We start from the raw sequence: 15,777 nt of genomic DNA, 5'->3' as shown, positions 1-15,777 counted from the left end.
CGAATATGATACATTAGGGAATATGCTTTTTCCTGCGGTAACCTTCCGTACGCTGAACGAGAATGCATTTTTTGGAATTATAGTAAAAGGTTTCCAGGAGCAACAAAATAAAATTGACAGCATGGTTACTGTGATCACAGCTATGCAATCACAAATGAATTCCTGCTGCGCATCAAATTCGAGAACACAAAATCAAAATTCAAACTCAAATCAAACCGATGTAACGCTTTCAAATATTCCTGGGGTAGTACTCGACCAGAATGTTCCGAATCCTTTTGCAGAGCAAACAACCATTACTTATTCTCTTCCTGATAATTTCAAAAAAGCACAAGTGCTTTTTTACGATGCCAATGGAAAACTGATCAAAGCAGTTGAATTGATCGGAACAGGAAAAGGCCAGCTGAATGTTTTTGCCGACGATCTCTCCAATGGAATTTATACCTATGCACTCGTCGTGGACGGGCAGGTGATGGATTCAAAAAAAATGGTGAAAACGAAATAGTGCTTTCATCTATATTCTTTTATGAATCTCCCCTTCTACATATCACGCCGCTATCTCTTCTCGAAAAAATCGCACAACGCGATCAACATCGTTACCGGAATTTCTGTGGCATGTGTAGCCGTGGTAACTGCCGCGCTCATCATCATTCTCTCCGCCATGAACGGGCTTTCCGATCTCGTGGAATCTTTGTACAATACTTTTCATGCCGATGTTCGCATCACGTCTGTGAAAGGGAAAACGATGGTGCTCGATTCATTGCAGATCGGGGAGTTGAAAAAAATTCCCGGCGTGGCGTGGTATGAAGAGATCGTGGATGAAAATGTGCTCGTGGAAAATGATAACAGGCAGCTCATCGTTACAATGCGCGGCGTGAGTGAAACTTTTGCGAAGAACACACGATTCGACACTACGATTCACCGCAGGCAGGGAAGATATGATCTGCATCCGCTCGGTGGAGAAATAGGAACCGTGGTAGGACAGGAGATCGCATCACGATTGGATCTCGGAAAATATTCCATTCTTACTATTTATGTTCCGAAACGCGACCGAAATCTCACTGTAGATCTTTCCAATCTCGGTGATCAGATCTTCAACGATACGATGGCGCGTGTAACGGGAAATTATTCGGTGAGCAGCGATTTCGACGGGAAATATATTTTTCTCCCGATAAATGTAGTGCGTGGCCTGATCGATTATAAAAAAGAAAGTACTTCCGTTGAACTCGGTTTGAAAAAAGATGCCGACGCTGAAAAAGTTCTCGCTGCTGTGAAAAAAGTTGTTGGCAGCAAATATCTTGTGCAGAACCGTTACCAGCAGAATGAAATTCTTTTTGAAACGCTGAAGTCAGAAAAAGCGTGGACGTTCATCATTTTACTTTTTGTACTTCTCATTGCCACGTTCAACACCATCGGTTCATTGACCCTGCTCATCATCGAAAAGAAAAAAGACATTGGCATTCTATGGAGTATGGGAACTGACATCGGCATGATCCGCAGAATATTTTTTGTGGAAGGATTACTTATTTCAATTACAGGAACAGTCGCCGGTGCATTTCTTGGATGGCTGCTTGTTTTTCTGCAGCGCCATTTCGGATTCATTCACTTCAGCAAAGGATTTGTCGTCGATATTTATCCGGTTGTGTTGCACTACAAAGATCTTTTCCTCATCATTCTTTCCGTGACAGCGATAGGTTTGGTTGCAGCGTGGTATCCTGTGCGCGTGTACACGAAAAAATACCAATCCGTAAAATTCAGCGGATAAATTTTTATTGACGCACCAGCCGCTGCGTGAACAGCACACTTCCGTCGCTTCCTTCTGCTCTCAGAAAATAAATTCCCGGCGAAAGAATACCTGCATTAAAAGTGAAATTCATTTTTCCTTCCGCAAACTGATCATTGAGCAAAACAGAAGTTTCTTTTCCCTGCGCATCGTAGATCACGAAACGGATATTCTGCGTTTTTTCATTGGTAAAAACAACATTGAACGTTTCGGTGAATGGATTCGGGTAAGAAGTAATTTCCGGTAATGCATTTTGATTTTCATTCACGCCCACATCAGCGCTCATTCCTATTTCTGAAACCCACGTCGCGAGTGCATGCGAACTCGTCCCGTACATTCCGTTTACCCAACACGTTCCTCCTACATCATATTTTCGCTGGATGCCTGAATAATCGCCCCAGCGTTCATCGCCCGTGAGTACATCAATATATCCAAGCCCGCTTTTCACATTCGTGCGCGAAGAAAAATTTCCGTTTCCGTCAGCAGCAATTACAGAATGACCGGGAGCAGTGAGACTATCGCAGTGAAGGAAAAAGATCATCGCGTGATCATCACCCGCCCCGTAACCGGTGTAAGCGATATTCGGATAACCATATTCAAGCGCAGTATCGCCAATGATTGTTGCAGAAAGAAAAGGACTTGAAGTTGCATTGCTGATGATGCCGTAATACACCGCACATTTTCCGGTGGACGTATCCATCGTGTTATGCACGTATTGAATTTTATTGTTCTCCATGAATGCGCCAAGCACGCGCGCATCATTCGTCGCCATTCTTCCGCCGTCGCCGCCGTTCTCCACTGCATTCGGCGGCATGAAATAACTGATGTTCGATTGCAATAATGTTACATTCAGTTGTTGTCCCGGTGCATTTGCAGTGTCGGTAAGGTGAAGAAGAAAAACAGAATCATTCGAAGCCGCAAGATTTCTGTCGGAGAGAAAATACATATCGGGCCCGGCAAAAGTATTCGACCCGCCTTCCACAGGACAAATATCACGAATAGGTTTTCCGCCGAATTGAATATTGCTGTGCAATTGTGTGCGCAAGGTATCACCGGCATAACCATCCCATTTATTCACCTGCCAGATGAGTGATTGCACAAATCCTGTTTGCCACGATTGATTATCATGAAGAAGATTTACCGTGCAGAAAAGTTCATTGTGATTTACGGCGATCATCGGGTAATCGGTCCAGAGTGTATCGCTGAACGGATTTCCGGGAAGTTCATAAAGATTGTAAGCGCCGTTTGCCGTATCTGTTTTAGAAAAACCAATGATGATGTTGGTGGAACCGGAAGAATAGCCGGCGAGACAAACGAGAATGAATCGATCTGCTTCCGGATCATAGATTACTTTCGGATCATATTTCGTTGCAATATTTCCAAGCGCACCAGCCCAGAATGCAAGTGATTGTGTAGAGATGTTCTGATTGGTGGCCGTTCTGTAACGGAAAATATTACTGTTCTGCACGGAGATCAGGTGGCCGTTATTTGCAATGGCAATTTCATTATCGCAGGGAGTACTGTTGCCGAAACCATTTCCTGCAAACGTGCGGTTGACAACAGGAGCAGGAACAGATTGTATTTGCGGATTTGAATTTCTTGCTGTAGAATTTTCAGTGCGTGGATGACGGTATAATTTTTCGAGACTGTCTTTGATGCGCGGATCACTTTCGTCGTCAATGTTGTCGGCTTCGTTCACATGCACGATCGCGGGTGCGGGATCGTGTGCGGGATCAGGCGCGGTCGATTGTCCGGAGCACGGAATACGAAAGGAAGTTGTGGTTTGTGAAAACGCAGTTATACTTCCGAGAAAAAACAGTGCGGATAAAAATTTTTTCATTGGAATTAGTTTATCTATCTAAGTTACGAAATAGTTCTCATCTCTAAGTTCTCAATTCTCAGTTCTCAGTTCTAAGTTCTCATCTCTAAGTTCTCAATTCTCAGTTCTCATCTCTCAGTTCTCATCTCTCAGTTCTCAGTTCTAAGTTCTCATCTCTCAGTTCTCAATTCTGAAAATTCATTCACATCAATATTCTTCATGCATTTGAAGTGTCCTTTGGGGCATTTGGAAAATCCGATCTTGGAACAGGGGCGGCAGGAAAGATCTTTCACTTCAATGATCCTGGAACCTTCGCCGGGCAAATAAGGATACATTCCCAATTGAGGAACGGTATTTCCCCAAACGGAAAAAATTTTCTTTTTGAAGGCAGCTGCAATGTGCATGAGCCCTGTATCGTGCGTGATCACGAGTTCTGCTTGTTTTAAAACAGATGCAGACTGATTGAGATTATATTTTCCACAGGCATTGAAAACAGATTTACCGACTGCATCGCAGATCTTTTCTGCACGGGCTTCATCTTCTTTTCCACCGAGCAGCACAACCGGTTTCTTCAGTTTTTCAATGATGGAAATTATTTTTTCTTCAGGAAGTTGCTTCGTGAAGAATTTCGCGCCAACTGCAAAGGCAATAAAACCATTCTGAAAATTCTGTGGTAATGAATGAATGTCAATGTTATCTTTTTCCGGGATGAAATAATCCAGTCCTTTCCCGTCATTCTTCACGGCGAGTTCTTTTACGGTTTCGAAATAACGGTCCACGATGTGCACGCGCGGGAGTACGTCTATACGCGCATTCACGAGCAGCCATTTCCTGATGTTGAGTTTCGGGAAAGAAGCGAACGGTTTTTTCAGGATCTTTTTTACCTGTGAACTGCGGAGATTGGTATGCAGATCGACGATGAAATCATAATTTTCTTTCCGTAGTACATCGTTCACTTCGCTTACCTTGTTTTTGATGCTGATCACTTTATCCACGTAAGGGCTGGAATGCATGATCCCGGCAAACTGCTCTTTGGTGAGAAAATGTATCTCGGCGCCGAGTTGTGTTTTAATACAACGAATTACCGGCGTGGTGAGCACAATGTCGCCAATGGAACTGAAACGTACAACGAGTATCTTTTTCAAAGCAGGTAAAAATAAGAAAGCCGCCCCGGAATTAAGGGACGGCTTTGAATCGTAAATAAGGAAATATTACTGGGGGATGAGTGTCCAGCTTCCTTTACTTGAAGTGGTTGTGGAACCGCTTGTTGTAGAACCGTCATAGGTGGTCATCATCTCTTTGTTCTTGAGTTCATCAAGATACATCGTTGACTCAGGGCCGCCGTCAGATCCGTCACCTGTGTAAGTGTCAGTATTTGAAGTGGTGGTCGATCCTGCTACCACTACATCAGAAGCGCTCGTAGCACGTGAAATGATGCGATCTTTATTTTTTGCATCACCCACTTTTCCGGTGAAATTCCAGGTTCCCTGTTCGGTGTAAGTATCCGTATAGCCGGTTCCTGTTTGAGTCACCACAATTTTGTAAGTGCCATCCTTCATGTAAGAAATAGTTTCCGTCTCTGCTTGCGTAGTTGTGGTGCTGCCGGAAACAGTTGTAAGAGTTGCGCCATCATAGGTCCAGGTATCAGTATTAGTACCTGATGTGCTGGAGCCGGAACCTGCAGAAACTTTCCAGTCGCCTACAACGCGGCCTTTGCGTGTGTGAAGAGACATGAACGGATCATCGGGTCCTTTTTTGCATCCGTCAAATGCGAATGCTGCAATGGTCAATGCTGCAAGAGCAATTTTAACTGTTTTCATTGGTTGGTTTTGGTTTTGGTTAGAGGTTTATGAGGGGGACAAATGTAAGGATTAATACCGAACGGAAAAATGCAGATTCTGCTGATCCGCATCATCTTTGGTAATGATTTAGAATACGGTATTAATTTTAAAAGACGTGGTTTTTCCGGAGGGTTGCCTGAAAAAAAAGGGCTGACGAATTCGCCAGCCCCCGATAATTGATCGCACTTAAAATTATTTCGCTTTGTAATGTGTTTCGATCACTGGTGAACCCGAAACCGATTTTGTCCACATTTCTTTATTGGTCAAACGAATGATCTGTGCAGTATCTGCAACAGCACCGGATTGATTGCTCAACGTACGCATGTCGTCTTTGCTATTGATGAATTCCCATGTACCTGCATCAGAAGTTGTGCCACCACCGAATAAAGAAGTAGCAGTTTCGGAAATAGTGTAAGTGCCGTCTTTCGAATTTTTAAGATCTTCACTGGCAATGATAGAACGGTAATCCGAAGTTTTATCTACACCGTCTTCCATGTATTTTTCAACTTCCCAGTCACCGGCAACGCGGCCTTTTTTAGTGTGAATGGAAAGTGCCGGACCATCTTCATATTTTTTGCAGGAAGAAAATACGAATGACCCGATGATGAGTGCAGCAATTGCGATGGTGATGTTTTTCATTTTTGGATTTTTTTTTGATTGAGCCGCAAATATAGACAAGATTTCCGAACGCCATCCCTGTTAAATTCCCGCCTACACAGCGATCCGTTCCACTAAATTTGCACATGATTTTCACCGATACACATGCCCACCTTTACTCAGAAAAATTCGACGGCGACCGGAAGGAGATGATGTTGCGCGCGATGGAGCAGGGCGTAAAAAGAATTTTTCTTCCGGCCATTGATTCAGAAAGTCACGATCAGCTTCTTGCATTGGCAGAGGAATATCCGTCGGTATGTTTTCCAATGATGGGATTACATCCGTGCTCCGTTCATCCCGATACGATTGAAAGAGAGATCGCGCTCATTCGCGAGTGGCATAGCAAAAGAAAATTTGTCGCCGTTGGTGAAACAGGTATCGATCTTTACTGGGATAAAGCGCATCTTGAGTTGCAGAAAAAAATATTTGCTGAACAGATTGATCTCGCTTTGCAACTGGATCTTCCCATCATCATTCATTCGCGCAATTCATTCAACGAATGTTTTGAAATTGTGAAACAGAAACAGAACGGGAACCTCCGTGGAATTTTTCATTGCTTCTCCGATGGAATTTCCGAAGCAGAAAAAATTGTTGCGCTCGGCGGATTCATGATGGGCATAGGCGGCGTGCTCACTTTTAAAAATTCCGGCCTCGACAAAGTGGTGGATAAATTCGCGATGGAACATTTCGTCCTTGAAACAGATGCGCCTTACTTAGCGCCGGTACCGTATCGCGGAAAAAGAAATGAATCATCTTATCTGGTAGAAGCGGCGAAAAAAATTTCAGAGATAAAAAAAATAAGTGTGGAAGAAGTTGCGGATATTACCACGGAGAATTCAAAAAAAATATTCCAGGTGTGAGCGGTAATTCCGCAAATTTGTGAATCGCTTTCTATGGCAAAACGCTCCATACTTCTCATTTATACCGGCGGCACTATCGGGATGATCCACGATCCCGTTACCGGGCGACTGAAGCCATTCAATTTCAAAAGACTTTTGCAGGAAGTTCCTGAGTTGAAAAAATTCGATGTGAAGATTGATACGCATTCATTCAGGAAACCGATCGATTCTTCCGACATGCACCCGCGCGTGTGGAAAGAACTCGCAGAGATCGTCGAAAAAAAATATAAAAATTATGATGGCTTTGTGATATTGCATGGAACGGATACGATGGGCTATACCGCGTCAGCCCTGAGTTTCATGTTTGAAAATCTCGGCAAGCCGGTTATTCTTACCGGTTCGCAATTACCAATAGGAACGAACCGCACCGATGGAAAAGAAAACCTGATTACTGCAATAGAAATTGCATCCGATTATCGTAACGATAAACCTGTTGTTCCGGAAGTGTGCATTTATTTTGAATTCTCATTGTACCGCGGCAACCGAACGAGAAAATTCAGTGCAGAACAATTCCGTGCTTTTCAATCGCCCAATTATCCCGCGCTCGCTGAAGCAGGCGTTCATCTCAAATACAACAAAGCATTCATTGCTTCAAAACCGAAAGGAAAATTAAGCGTGAATACAAAACTGGATGAACATGTTGCTATCTTGAAAATGTTTCCTGGTATTTCACGGGAAGCAGTGGAAGCTATGCTGCACATAAAAGATCTTCGTGCGCTCGTGCTCGAGACTTTCGGTTCAGGAAATACGAATACAGAAAAATGGTTTTTGCAGGCGCTTGAAAAAGCGGTGAAGAAAGGATTGATCATTCTCAACATTACGCAGTGTGATGCAGGACGAGTAGAGCAGGGGCGTTACGAAACCAGTTCGGGCCTTGCTAAAGCAGGAGTTATTGGTGGAGCAGATATGACAACGGAAGCAGCGCTTACAAAACTCATGTCGGTATTGGCCAATGAAAAAAATATTTCACGCGTAAAAAAGCAACTCGTAACAGATCTGCGCGGTGAACTGACTTAGGGGCATCTCTAATAACTTCGAACTGCTGCGTTGGGCTACATCCTCAAAATCCTCATTTACGAATAGTAAATTCCGGTTTTTCAGACTTGCCCGCCTTGCATTTCTGTGTTTTTAGAGATGCCCTTAGAAAACCTGTAAATAAAAAAAAACCGCCAGCGATAGACGGTTTATTTTTTTTTGCGGAGACTGAGAGATTCGAACTCTCGATACCATTTCTGGTATACACACTTTCCAGGCGTGCTCCTTCAGCCACTCGGACAAGTCTCCGGGAAAAGGATTGCAAAGATATAAATTGAACGTATCGATGCAATTCACTCTTTAAACCAATCCCGCTTTTTTAAGTTTCTGAAGATCTTCCGGTGTGTCAATGGAAATTGTTTCCATTTCGGTGAACGCGGTTTTTATTTTAAAACCGTTTTCCAGCCAGCGCAATTGTTCGAGTGATTCCGCAAGTTCAAGTTTTCCGGGAGAAAGTTTTGCGAGTTTTTGTAAAACGTCAGCGCGATATCCGTAGATGCCGATGTGTTTGTAGAAAAAATGTTTCTGCGGCCAGTTCTTTTTTTCTTCACCTCGAACAAATGGAATCGGTGAGCGGCTGAAATACATTCCGTTATTTTCATGGTCAAGCACAACTTTCATCACGTTCGCATCGTCGAGATCAGCATCGTCAGAAAGTTTTTTCACCAATGTGCCGATCTGAACTTTTTCATCTTCGAAAAGAGATGCAAGCAAATCGATCTGTTCGTGCCGGATGAAAGGTTCATCACCCTGAATATTGATCACGGCATCAAATACTCCGCCCATGATCTCCGCAGCTTCTGCACAGCGATCTGTTCCGCTGCGGTGGGAAGCGGAGGTCATCACGAACCTGAAATTATTTTTTTCAACTTCTTCTGCAATGCGTGCATCATCGGTTGCCACGACCACTTCCGAAAGTTTTTTTGATTTCATCGCCTGTGTGGCCACGCGTGCGATCATTGTTTTCCCATCGATAACCGCAAGAGGTTTTCCGGGAAATCGCGTGGACGCGTAACGCGCAGGTATGATGCCGATGATCTTCATAACGGAATTCAAAGGTGAAGATAAAAATTCAGACTGTTCTTCTCGTCAATCCGTAGATCGCGACGATCGACCAGACTGCTTCGAGAAAAACAAACGGCATTGCATGAATGAGAACAGATCCGTAACACGCGAGCGCGGCTCCGCAAAAATTCACGAGGTGATAAATTTTATCCGTCGAACGTAACTTGCCAATAGTAAGCAAAAGAAAAGCAAGAAGGATAAGGCTAACGCCGGCTGTATTAATGAGGTCGGGAAGTGTCATAGAATTTTAACGTGTTGAATATTTCAGAACAGGAATATCGGGAATGAAAATCAATACGCGGGTTTCAGATCAAAAAAAAACGCCGGGGTTTCCGGCGTTCTCAGAAAAAAATTTTTCATTCGCTGATGATCATTCTCCGCGTGTGGACAGCGCCGTCTTCGAAAGTCACTTTAATAAAATAAACGCCTGACGGAAGATCAAGGGAGAATTCTCCATGATAATTTACACCTGCCGCAAATGACCTGATAAAGATGATCTTCCCTGCTAAGTCGGTGATGGAAATATCGCCTTTCATTCCGTCCTGGTCAAATTCAGCAATGAAATTTCCATTATTCGGATTCGGATAAAGTGCGATCGGGTTATTGACATCAATTTCCTGAACACTAACATCGTTGATGGAGATCGGTGCCGAGAAAGCGCTGCATCCATTGGCATCAGTTATTTCCACGTAGTAAGAACCATTTTGTGTTGCAGTGTAAGATTGGCCGGTTGCTCCCGGGATCAACGTGCTGTTGAAATACCATTGGTAAGTTGCAGCGGAAGTGGAAGTGAAAACAGAAAAATTCTGTGTGATTACCGGAATGGAGGGAGGAGGATAGAGTGAAACAAGAACTGTGTCTGAACTGGAACAACCATTTGCATCAGTTCCGTAAACAATGTAAGTGGTGCTTGAAGTTGGCCCGACTGTCGGACATGCAAGTGTAGTATCGCTTACGCCGAACGGAGGAGTCCACGCATAAGTAGATCCGCCTGTTGCGCAAAGTACAATGCTCGAACTCTGGCACAACCCGGTATCATTTCCGGCAGAAATTGTCGGTAGCGGATTTACATTGACATTGATCGAACTCAGACTGGAACATCCGCTGCCATTGGTGATCGTGCAGGAATACAATCCTGTTGAAGAAACCGTGATGCTGGCAGTAGTGTCACTGGTATTCCAGAGATAAGTTTCATTCGTGCTTGTTGTATCATCCGCAGTGAGAGTGACAAATCCTCCCACACAAAAATTTACAGGTCCGCTTGAAGTGATCGCAGGTCCGGGCAATGGATTAACGGTGATGGTAATAGTATCTTCATCTATGCAACCATATTGATTTCGCAAATGAAGAATATAAGTGGTGGTCGTGTTCGGAGTAGAAACAGGATTTGCAATATTGGATTGATTGAGAAAAGTGGAAGGAGTCCACCAAACGCTGTCTATAGTGCCATAAGATGAACTTGCAGAAAGTTGAGTGGTTGCTCCGAGACAAATTGAAGTATCATTGGAACCGATCGCTCTCAGCTGGCAATATTTCACAACCGCGTAATCTTCGTTCGTTCCAAAACCTTTGCTCATTCCGCCTACATAAAATTCTCCGGTCATCCCCATAGCAATGCTGTAGGCCTGGTCAGCATTGTTACCTGTTCCATTATATTTCACGATCCACGAAGTATCTCCGTTCGCTTCATATTTTATAGTGAGATAATTATTATTTGCCCCGGTCGCATAACTGTATCCTGTAACAAAAAGCCGGTTCGAAGAATCAGGAACGATCGCTTGTCCTTCATCGTAATTCACCACTCCTCCATCATAACGGCGATTCCAAATTTCGTTTCCGGAAATTCCGTTGTAGAGGATAGTGATCATATCTTCCGCAGTAGAAATTGTTCCAACGGAGCGGCCGGTTATCGCTACATTTCCATCGGGCAGAATAGTAATTGCATTTGCGCGATCATAATCATTGCCGGGGCCATTATAAGTTTTTGCCCATTGCTGAGCGCCGGCAGCATTGATCTTGATGGTCACCGCGTCATAATCAGTTACAGATAAAGTTCCTCTTGCGTAACCGCAGACAAAAATATTTCCTGATGCATCGAGTGCTATATCGGTGGAGGCATCGAAATTAGTTCCGGGGCCATTGTAACGCGAAACCCATTGTTGCGCACCACTGTTATTGTATTTTATTGTTGCAATGTCAAAATCATTTGCTGCACTTGTATAACTGTAACCGGTGACAAAAATATTTCCTGAAGCATCCATCGTCATTGCGTAGGCTTCGTCGATATTCGCACCGGAAAAATTATAATTGCTTGCCCATTGCTGTGCACCGGCCGCATTGTATTTGATGGTCATGAAATCGGTGCTGTTTGAAGTCACTTCGGCACCACCGGTCACATAAACATTTCCGGCAGCATCAGCCATTACATCATAACCTTCATCGAAACCGTTCGCACTTCCATTGTATCGCGAAGCCCATTGCTGCGCACCTGCAGCATTATATTTTATAGTTACAATATCATAATTAGAAGCAGGGCCTGCGCTGTACCCGGTTACATAAACATTTCCCGAAGGATCCAAAGCGATCGCTCTTGCTTCATCATAAGCATTGCCGGTTCCGTTGTACGTTGCGGTCCAGGTGGGAACTCCGTTCGTATTGAATTTTTCAGTTACAATATCATAATTTGCGCCGTTCCAGCTGGTGCCTACAACAAAACTGTTGCCGGCCGCATCGACCACCATTTTTTTTGCGCGGTCAACATTATTTCCTGCGGAAGAATAGCGTCCAACCCATTGCACATCGATCTGAGCAGACAAGTTCGCAGACAAAAAAAGTCCCACAAAATATGCAAGTTTCAATTGGGGGGTCATAGTTTAAGGTTTGCCGTTGGTATTTATTCAAAGATAGGATGATTCACCAAATGACAAAAAATTACCTTTGGTAATTGTGTCCGGTTTCTTACGGATTCGCGGTAAATGAAAAGAACTTTTTTCCCAATTGTAATTGCTGTGATCGTTCTCGTTACTGCCGGGGCAGTCGTGTTATGGGTATTTTTTTCGAAGGAAAGAGAATTTCAGAAAATTGAAATCCCGGGATCGTATCTTGAACTGACGGATTCATCGCGGTTTGCTTTGCAACCGATACTCATCGTAAGAAAATTTCCTGACGACAGTATTCTTGTTTTATTTCCCGGCAGTGAAAATCATTCGCAGGTATTTCTTTATGATCAGAAAAATTATAATCGTCTACTTTTCGGCGATCATAAAGGAGAACCTGTTATTCAATCCGTGGATGAAGGTCTTTCGGCCCTAATGAACAGGAAAGTGATCAATTTATCCAATTACAAAAGCGGGAAATATTACGTGCACGCCACCGCTTGTAATTTCGGGGGATTTCTTGAACTTGAATTGCTGGATTCGAATAAATAAAATTTTGATTTTCATGTGTTTGAAATACTCTCATTTATCGTATCTTAGCTACAGCAAACACCAATTAAATACATTGTACTTCTGATGAAACGCTTTACCCTGTTGTGCGCAGCTTTGCTTTTCGCATTGTTCGCAAACGCCACGCACATAGTAGGAGGATCACTCACCTATGAACATCTTGGAGGTTCTACTTATCGCATCACACTTAAAATGTATCGTGATTGTGCGCCGGGTCATGCTGCTTTTCCGGCTAGCATTTTGATACAGGTACGTGATCAGAATGGAACTCTTTTTTCTCCTAATAAAAATATCACGATCAATTTTCCTGGCGCAACTGCCGTTCAACCATACATAGATACCTGCGCGGCAAATCCCGGAATTTGTCTCGAAGAAGCGATCTATTCTAAAGTTGTAAATAATCTTCCACCGCAACCCGGCGGGTATCATATCTATTTCCAATACTGTTGCAGGAATGCATCGTTGAGCAATGTGGTTAGTCCACTTACCACCGGGGAATCATGGTATGCTCATATTCCCGACAACTCGCTGGTGATAACGGATGGCAGTCCGGTTTGGACCAATCCTCCTCCTGTTTTTGTTTGCCAGAACGAACCGATGAACTTCGATCATTCTGCAACGGATGTTGATGGAGATTCACTTGTTTATTCCTACTACACTCCATATTCTGATCCCGCCCCAACATTTCCTGGAGGCATTGCAACATTCACTCCTATCACATGGGTAGGTGGCTACGGACCCAACAATCCTACCGGCGGCCCAAATCTTACTATGAATTCTCAAACCGGATTTATTTCCGGTTCTCCAACAAGCGTTGGACAATTTGTTTGCGGAGTAAGATGTGAGGAATACAGGAATGGGGTAAAGATCGGTGAGATACTGCGTGACTTTCAGTTGAACGTTGTTTATTGTCCTCCGCTTGCTCAGGCATCTATTGGTCCGATCACCGGAGTTTGTTCCGGAAGTACAGTGAACTTCAGCAACACTTCAGATCCGGCTTCAAGTTATTTCTGGAACTTTGGTGATTTAAGTACAACGACGGATACTTCGTCTGCATTTCAGCCGAGTTATACTTATCCGGGATTAGGGCCTTACAATGCTACACTGATCATCAATGTAGGAACTGCTTGTGCTGATACGGCAACTGCTGTTGTGAATTTATCATTTGTGAATGTAGCCACTGGTGCTTCAAACGATAGTGCATGTGTTGGACAACCGATCACATTCACTGATGCATCAACAGCTTCACCGAATTCAACCATCACATCTTATTATTGGGATTTTGGTGACATGACAAGTTCTACTTTGCAGAATCCATCACACGCGTATGGCGCGAGTGGATCATACACCGTTACGCATACAGCAACAAATGATCTCGGATGTGATGACACCGATTACACGGTTGTTCAGATCATCGCTGCTCCGATCGCACTCGCAGGAAACGACACATTCACTTGCACAAATAATCCAAACATCGGACTTGGTGGAAATGTTTTGAATTCTTCAGGCGGTGGTTACTGGACTGGTCCCGGAACTTTTACACCGGATTCAACTGTTCTTAATGCCACTTATATTCCAACACCAGCGGAGATCACAGCAGGATTCACTTATCTTGTCCTGAATACTACGGGTGCTACATTGTGTTCGCAGGATCAGGATTCAGTAAGAATTGATTTCACTCCAGGTCCAACTGCATCGGTAGGACCTGACATAGTTGTATGCCGCGATACGCCGTTTGTCGCTGTTTGCGCATCTATCACACTTGCAAGTGGTGTAACGTGGTCAACTTCGGGAACAGGAACTTTCAACAATCCGAATAATCTTTGCACGAATTATATTCCAAGTGCTGCTGACACAGCTTCAGGTTCGGTTATACTTTGGGTTTCAACTACAGGAAATGGTTCCTGCAATCCTACAATGGATTCACTTATTCTTTCGCTTACACCTCCGCCCAATGTAAGTGCTTCATCAACCGATACTGCATGCAGTAATATTCCATTCCAGATCATCGCAACTACTGCAACCGGACAGGGTTACTGGACAACAAATGGTGACGGAACTTTCCCAATGGGAGATTCGCTGCTCACTTCAAATTATCTTCCAGGCCCCGGCGATCTTGCTGCCGGAAATGTTCAGATCATTTTCAATTCAACGAACAATGGCGGATGTCGTCAGCAACATGATACTTTATTTGTGACGATCATTCCTGCGCCGTCGGCGCAATTCACATACACCGGAGTTTGTCCGTGGGTGAGTATGCCGTTCAGCGATCAATCAACTTCTGTAACTGCGATCACTTCCTGGAGTTGGAATTTTGGTGATCCTCCAACGAATAATACTTCTGCGTTGCAAAATCCTTCGCATACTTATTCAGCAGGTGGAAATTATAACGTGACACTGGTTGTTACTTCCCAGAACGGATGTCCTGATTCAGTCATTATTCCTGTCACTGTTTATCCGCAGCCAACACCTGCATTTTCATCAGCAGGAATTTGTTTGAATGATGGAACAACATTTACTGATCTTTCCACTGTGAATCCCGGAAGTATTGTAAGCTGGTCATGGAATTTCGGCGATGCATCAACGTCAACTTCTCAATCTCCATCGCATCATTATCCTTCACCTGGAAATTACAACGTAACACTGGTGGTGACTTCCAGTAACGGATGTGCTGATACGCTTACGCAAGCCGTGAATATTGTTCCATCGCCTACTGCACAGTTCACGGAATCTCCGACTTCAGCAGCGAATACATTGCAACTCGTTCAGTTCACCGATCAGTCTTTTGCAAATATAAATTCATGGCTCTGGAATTTCGGAGATTCTTCTGCAACTTCCAGTTTGCAGAATCCTTCGCACACCTGGGCGCAGGCAGGAACTTACACGATCGTCCTCGTGGTCACAGATGCGAATGGTTGCACAGATACAACATTGTATGATTACATCATCAGTTCTCCTCCGCAGATCCCGAATGCTTTCTCGCCTAATGGTGACGGACACAATGAAATACTTTTTGTTCTCGGTGGACCCTTCACAACGCTCGATTACAGAATTTATAATAACTGGGGCGAACTGATATTTATTTCCACTGATCAATCAATCGGTTGGGATGGAAAACGTGACGGTGTTCCTCAGCCAATGGGCGTTTATGTTTACACAGTTCATGCCGTAACACCAGATGGAGTTCCACATGAATTGAGTGGCGATGTAACGCTGTTGCGTTAAATGAATTTCA

13 protein-coding genes and 1 tRNA gene are annotated in these 15,777 nt (G+C 43.8%); 6 read left to right on the top strand and 8 right to left on the bottom strand.

Going from position 1 to position 15,777, the window contains the following annotated elements:
* Nucleotides 1-22: 22 nt before the first annotated feature.
* Both HY064_01960 and HY064_01955 read left to right on the top strand, forming a co-directional pair.
* Nucleotides 23-502 carry a T9SS type A sorting domain-containing protein gene (locus tag HY064_01960; protein ID MBI3509398.1) on the top strand — a complete coding sequence of 160 codons (480 nt, stop codon included), beginning with the start codon at nt 23-25 and terminating at the stop codon, nt 500-502.
* A 21-nt stretch (nt 503-523) separates the two neighbouring features.
* Nucleotides 524-1,762 carry an ABC transporter permease gene (locus tag HY064_01955; protein ID MBI3509397.1) on the top strand — a complete coding sequence of 413 codons (1,239 nt, stop codon included), beginning with the start codon at nt 524-526 and terminating at the stop codon, nt 1,760-1,762.
* 4 nt (nt 1,763-1,766) lie between these two features.
* Here HY064_01955 and HY064_01950 read toward each other — a convergent pair whose 3' ends face one another.
* The 4 genes from HY064_01950 to HY064_01935 all read right to left on the bottom strand — a co-directional run bounded on the left by HY064_01950 (nt 1,767) and on the right by HY064_01935 (nt 6,079).
* Nucleotides 1,767-3,620, bottom strand: coding sequence for a T9SS type A sorting domain-containing protein (locus HY064_01950; GenBank protein ID MBI3509396.1), 1,854 nt, complete (start codon nt 3,618-3,620; stop codon nt 1,767-1,769).
* Nucleotides 3,621-3,769: 149 nt separating this feature from the next.
* Nucleotides 3,770-4,744 carry a glycosyltransferase family 9 protein gene (locus tag HY064_01945; protein ID MBI3509395.1) on the bottom strand — a complete coding sequence of 325 codons (975 nt, stop codon included), beginning with the start codon at nt 4,742-4,744 and terminating at the stop codon, nt 3,770-3,772.
* Between the two features lie 66 nt (nt 4,745-4,810).
* Nucleotides 4,811-5,419 carry a hypothetical protein gene (locus HY064_01940; GenBank protein ID MBI3509394.1) on the bottom strand — a complete coding sequence of 203 codons (609 nt, stop codon included), beginning with the start codon at nt 5,417-5,419 and terminating at the stop codon, nt 4,811-4,813.
* Nucleotides 5,420-5,632: 213 nt separating this feature from the next.
* Nucleotides 5,633-6,079 (bottom strand): hypothetical protein, encoded by a 447-nt coding sequence (locus HY064_01935; GenBank protein MBI3509393.1) that lies wholly within the window; start codon nt 6,077-6,079, stop codon nt 5,633-5,635.
* Nucleotides 6,080-6,183: 104 nt separating this feature from the next.
* Here HY064_01935 and HY064_01930 point away from each other — a divergent pair, with 104 nt between their 5' ends.
* Both HY064_01930 and HY064_01925 read left to right on the top strand, forming a co-directional pair.
* Nucleotides 6,184-6,957 carry a TatD family hydrolase gene (locus HY064_01930; GenBank protein ID MBI3509392.1) on the top strand — a complete coding sequence of 258 codons (774 nt, stop codon included), beginning with the start codon at nt 6,184-6,186 and terminating at the stop codon, nt 6,955-6,957.
* Nucleotides 6,958-6,990: 33 nt separating this feature from the next.
* Nucleotides 6,991-8,013 carry a type I asparaginase gene (locus tag HY064_01925; GenBank protein MBI3509391.1) on the top strand — a complete coding sequence of 341 codons (1,023 nt, stop codon included), beginning with the start codon at nt 6,991-6,993 and terminating at the stop codon, nt 8,011-8,013.
* Between the two features lie 180 nt (nt 8,014-8,193).
* Here HY064_01925 and HY064_01920 read toward each other — a convergent pair.
* The 4 genes from HY064_01920 to HY064_01905 form a co-directional block, all read right to left on the bottom strand.
* Nucleotides 8,194-8,280: transfer RNA gene (locus HY064_01920), tRNA-Ser, on the bottom strand.
* A gap of 51 nt (nt 8,281-8,331) precedes the next feature.
* On the bottom strand, nt 8,332-9,075 hold the full coding sequence (gene kdsB, locus HY064_01915; GenBank protein ID MBI3509390.1) for a 3-deoxy-manno-octulosonate cytidylyltransferase: 744 nt from the start codon (nt 9,073-9,075) through the stop codon (nt 8,332-8,334).
* Nucleotides 9,076-9,103: 28 nt separating this feature from the next.
* Nucleotides 9,104-9,337, bottom strand: coding sequence for a hypothetical protein (locus HY064_01910; GenBank protein MBI3509389.1), 234 nt, complete (start codon nt 9,335-9,337; stop codon nt 9,104-9,106).
* 115 nt (nt 9,338-9,452) lie between these two features.
* Nucleotides 9,453-11,912 (bottom strand): SBBP repeat-containing protein, encoded by a 2,460-nt coding sequence (locus HY064_01905; GenBank protein ID MBI3509388.1) that lies wholly within the window; start codon nt 11,910-11,912, stop codon nt 9,453-9,455.
* Nucleotides 11,913-12,071: 159 nt separating this feature from the next.
* Here HY064_01905 and HY064_01900 point away from each other — a divergent pair, with 159 nt between their 5' ends.
* Entirely contained in the window at nt 12,072-12,524 is a 453-nt protein-coding gene (locus tag HY064_01900; protein ID MBI3509387.1) for a hypothetical protein, read from the top strand.
* Between the two features lie 84 nt (nt 12,525-12,608).
* A complete protein-coding gene (locus tag HY064_01895) occupies nt 12,609-15,767 on the top strand; it encodes a PKD domain-containing protein (protein MBI3509386.1) in 3,159 nt (1,052 codons plus the stop codon).
* Nucleotides 15,768-15,777 lie beyond the last annotated feature (10 nt).

This window comes from Bacteroidota bacterium, from assembly GCA_016194975.1.
Taxonomy (GTDB): Bacteria; Bacteroidota; Bacteroidia; order Palsa-965; family Palsa-965.
Note: the sequence above shows the minus strand (reverse complement) of the source record. Positions and strands in the feature narration are given on the sequence as shown.

Coding starts and splice junctions, on each gene's coding strand:
- HY064_01950 (MBI3509396.1), bottom strand. CDS start 3,620: ATGAAAAAATTTTTATCCGCACTGTTTTTTCTCGGAAGTATAACTGCG.
- HY064_01955 (MBI3509397.1), top strand. CDS start 524: ATGAATCTCCCCTTCTACATATCACGCCGCTATCTCTTCTCGAAAAAA.
- HY064_01925 (MBI3509391.1), top strand. CDS start 6,991: ATGGCAAAACGCTCCATACTTCTCATTTATACCGGCGGCACTATCGGG.
- HY064_01935 (MBI3509393.1), bottom strand. CDS start 6,079: ATGAAAAACATCACCATCGCAATTGCTGCACTCATCATCGGGTCATTC.
- HY064_01910 (MBI3509389.1), bottom strand. CDS start 9,337: ATGACACTTCCCGACCTCATTAATACAGCCGGCGTTAGCCTTATCCTT.
- HY064_01940 (MBI3509394.1), bottom strand. CDS start 5,419: ATGAAAACAGTTAAAATTGCTCTTGCAGCATTGACCATTGCAGCATTC.
- HY064_01900 (MBI3509387.1), top strand. CDS start 12,072: ATGAAAAGAACTTTTTTCCCAATTGTAATTGCTGTGATCGTTCTCGTT.
- kdsB (MBI3509390.1), bottom strand. CDS start 9,075: ATGAAGATCATCGGCATCATACCTGCGCGTTACGCGTCCACGCGATTT.
- HY064_01895 (MBI3509386.1), top strand. CDS start 12,609: ATGAAACGCTTTACCCTGTTGTGCGCAGCTTTGCTTTTCGCATTGTTC.
- HY064_01930 (MBI3509392.1), top strand. CDS start 6,184: ATGATTTTCACCGATACACATGCCCACCTTTACTCAGAAAAATTCGAC.
- HY064_01960 (MBI3509398.1), top strand. CDS start 23: ATGCTTTTTCCTGCGGTAACCTTCCGTACGCTGAACGAGAATGCATTT.